The sequence below is a fragment of the Mesorhizobium sp. M1088 genome, assembly GCF_040318575.1.
GTDB lineage: Bacteria > Pseudomonadota > Alphaproteobacteria > Rhizobiales > Rhizobiaceae > Mesorhizobium.
The window spans coordinates 1-3,409 of sequence record NZ_JAMYMO010000092.1 but is presented as its reverse complement, the minus strand read 5'-3'; the positions used below and the strand labels follow the sequence as shown (position 1 = coordinate 3,409).

General features: G+C 55.1%; 1 protein-coding gene, 1 tRNA gene and 2 pseudogenes. 1 reads left to right on the top strand and 3 read right to left on the bottom strand.

The genetic code is table 11. From position 1 onward, the window contains the following. Positions 1 to 597: pseudogene (locus NKH49_RS34435) on the bottom strand (transposase); the annotation flags it as partial. A 236-nt stretch (positions 598 to 833) separates the two neighbouring features. On the opposite strand from NKH49_RS34435, the gene NKH49_RS34430 reads away from it, so the two are divergent. Beyond that, positions 834 to 908, top strand: a tRNA-Gln gene (locus NKH49_RS34430). A gap of 946 nt (positions 909 to 1,854) precedes the next feature. Here the strand turns inward: NKH49_RS34430 and NKH49_RS34425 are convergent. Both NKH49_RS34425 and NKH49_RS34420 read right to left on the bottom strand, forming a co-directional pair. Then, the gene (locus tag NKH49_RS34425; protein WP_352687179.1) at positions 1,855 to 2,841 is read right to left on the bottom strand and encodes an NAD-dependent epimerase/dehydratase family protein; all 987 of its coding nucleotides are present in this window, start codon (positions 2,839 to 2,841) and stop codon (positions 1,855 to 1,857) included. Between the two features lie 447 nt (positions 2,842 to 3,288). Beyond that, positions 3,289 to 3,409 (bottom strand): annotated as a pseudogene (locus NKH49_RS34420) (IS630 family transposase); the annotation flags it as partial.

Genomic DNA, 3,409 nt, shown 5'->3' with positions numbered 1-3,409 from the left:
CTGGACCAGGATCGGTGCCCGCGTCCCTACCGCTCGGCGCCTGGAGCGTCGCTTGCGCACGGCCAGTCCTTCTTCGCGGTATAGCCGGTAGATGCGGTTGATACCCGATGCCTCGCCTTCGCGCCTGAGCAGAATGAACAGGCGTCGATAGCCGAAGCGGCGGCGCTCGTTGGCGAGGTCGCGTAACCTTGTGAGCAGCTCCGTCTCCGGCGGACGCCGGGACCGATAGCGGACCATCTTGCGATCAGCACCGACGAAGGAACAGGCCCGACGCTCCGACACGCCCATGGCGGCCTGCAGATGCGCGACGGCTTCGCGCTTGGCGGCGGGCCCTACCATTTTTTTGAAAGAAGCTCGCGCAGGGCCGACGCTTCCAGCATCTTCGGCGAGCAGCTTCTTCAGCTTCGCGTTCTCGTCTTCCAAGCCTTTCAGCCGTTTGGCATCGGAGACGTCCATCCCGCCATACTTCGCCTTCCAGTTATACAGCGTCGCCTCGGAGATCCCATGCTTGCGCGCCAGGTCGCCCGCCTTTGCCCCCGCCTCATGCTCACGCAGAACCGCGATGATCTGCTCTTCCGTAAACCGCTTTCTCTTCATCAGTCCGTCCTTCAATCGAGGCCGGACTCTAATCTCAGATGGAGGAAATTACCCGTGGCAGGTCAGCGCGTGACAGTGATGCGACCGCCAAGCCGCCGCCGGTATTCTATTCCAAAAACTTATTGGAACCTGGCTGCCATCGGGAGACGGCGAAAGAAGCATTTGACGCCTTGGCCGTTGAGCTTTCTCTCGGCTCGTCTTATAAGGCCGCGCGCAGCTGGCACGTTCCCGGCTGTTGGGGCGTCGCCAAGTGGTAAGGCATCGGTTTTTGGTACCGACATTCCCAGGTTCGAATCCTGGCGCCCCAGCCATCGCGCACAAGTGTCGTCCGGACGCAGGATTAGGCATCAGAATTACAATCGAGTTACCCGCATCGAAAATTAGCTTCTGAGTTTACCGCGGGTCGCAAGTTCTTGATTTTGAAGTGTTGTGCCGGTGCACAGGCCTCGATACGACGCCACTGGCCTGCCGATCGCGTCGGCATCAAGTCTGATCTGACCGTGTAGCTCGGTTGATGGCGCCTCAACTGCCCTGCTAAATGGGTAGTAAATTGGGCCATACCACTGCCTTACAGACGGGCGTCTATTGGGATGACTCATTGCCGAAGATCCTCGCAAGTCGCCATTGCGCGAGCGAGATTGTTAGTTGTTTCTGAGCTCGTTTGTTTTAGCCGCAGCAAATAAGCCAGGTTGGCTTGTAAAGATAGAGGTGACTTCGAGTATGTCTTGGCGACTGTACGCGTTTTTATCTATGTTTCTGGCGCTTTTTGCTTTGGTAATACTTGCCGTCTTGCAAGCGAACGGACCAAAACCACAGCTTATTGTGAGACCCGAGAACCTGACGTCTTTTAAGGGCGCGCTGGTGCTAAAAGATATTAGAGATATAACGGTCGCATCAAGACACGTTATCTTATGCGGAGCAGCTTTCACGAGGCCAGCCGGAATGAACAACCTTGTGTCCGAAGCGGCAATGGCGCGGTTTCCGCACCAGGTGGTCACCTGTAAGCCTGTAGGACTTGGCACACCTTGTGATGGCCTTGTGGCGCCACGGCTGAACAACTTCATAGTTGCCCAATGTTTTACCGAGGACGGGGCTGATCTCGCGGAGCAATTAATAACCGAGGGGTTTTTGTGCGGTCAGCCAGAGAAATCCGGTGGGCATTATAAGCCTTGCTGATTGCCCATAATAGTGGAGTTGGTGGGCTCGCTCTTTGCGGCGGTTCGATCGCCTCGCAAGGCAAATTCAGCTTTACCGGAGTCACAAAGCCGTTGTCCTTTCTGCCCATTCCGATTGGTACCAACTTACGAATTTGCCCAAGCCGATTTCCAGCGACGTTTTTGGTCTGAAACCGAATTCTTGCTCTAGCAATGTCATGTCGGCAAAGGTGTGCACTACATCGCCGGGCTGCATAGTCTCGATCTGGCGGTTCGCTTTGACGCCCAACAGTTTTTCCAGAATATCAATGAAAGCACCGAGCTGAGCAGGCTGATTGTTCCCGACATTGTACACCCTGCTGGGTGGAACGTCTGCCAACGGGGGCTTGTCGAGCACCGCAACGACCGTCTCTACAATGTCGTCTATATAGGTGAAATCGCGCCACATCTCGCCATTGTTAAACACCTGGATCGGTTTGCCTTCAAGCATAGCCTGAGTAAACTTCCAATACGCCATGTCAGGCCGACCCAAGGGGCCATAGACCGTGAAAAATCGCAGACCAGTCTGTGGCACACCGAAGAGATGAGCGTAGGTATGGCTCACCAATTCATTCGACCTTTTCGTAGCCGCATAGAGCGACACCGGATGATCTACCCGATCGTTCTCGCTAAATGGTACTTTCTGATTGCCGCCATATACCGAACTCGACGAAGCATACACCAAGTGTTCAAAACCCGGGCGGTCACGGCAAAATTCGAGGATCTCAAGGTGACCGCTGACATTGGATCGGATATAGGCTCGTGGATTTTCAAGTGAATGGCGCACTCCGGCCTGCGCCGCGAGATGAACGACCTTATTTATCTCCTGCCCGTCTAAGGCTCTCGCAAGCGCCATCGGATCAGCGATATCGATCTTGAGAAAGGAAAACCCTCGCCGTCCGAGCAGGCGAGTCAACCGAGCTTTCTTCAACATTGGGTCATAGTAGTCGCTTAGATTGTCGACTCCGATAACGTCGTCGCCACGTTCGAGAAGCTTCAGGCAAACGTGGCTCCCGATAAAACCAGCTGCACCCGTGACTAAAATTGGCAAGCGAAATCCTCTCAACAGCTAGTGGCGCACCGGACCCATTTTTCCGATCTTGCCCCGGAGCCGAGCGAACCACTAACATCGCTAGTCCTAGTGTTCAATCACTTCGAACCGCACCAGATGGCGCTTCGCTAGCCGGGCGCACAGTACGCGTTCAAATAGGCAACTCTGCGTGTGCGGAGGTCGGCAATTTTTCTCTGCGATTCCCCCGCGTGGTTCGCGAAAAAAGGACACGGCCTATTCTGGCCTGTTTCGTATACCGACCCAGAGATCTCGGTACAAACTCAGTATCTCGTTGGCGCAGGTGCTGTGTCACATCCACGGGCCTAAGCCGTTTTCGCCGCCTTTTTGCACAAGGGGGGCATTGCGAACAGCGCCGCTGCTCAGCGAGCTTCTTGATTGCGGCACTCCACAAGCCAGCGTAACAAAGTCGAAAGTCGAAAGCACATCCTAGTGGATGGAATCTAACCCTTGGTGCCCACGTTTGACGGCAGCGATGATTTTGTCGGGGTCGGCGGTCCAAGTGAAAGGTTTGGGTTTGTGGTTGTGCTCGACGAGGAAGCGGTTGATT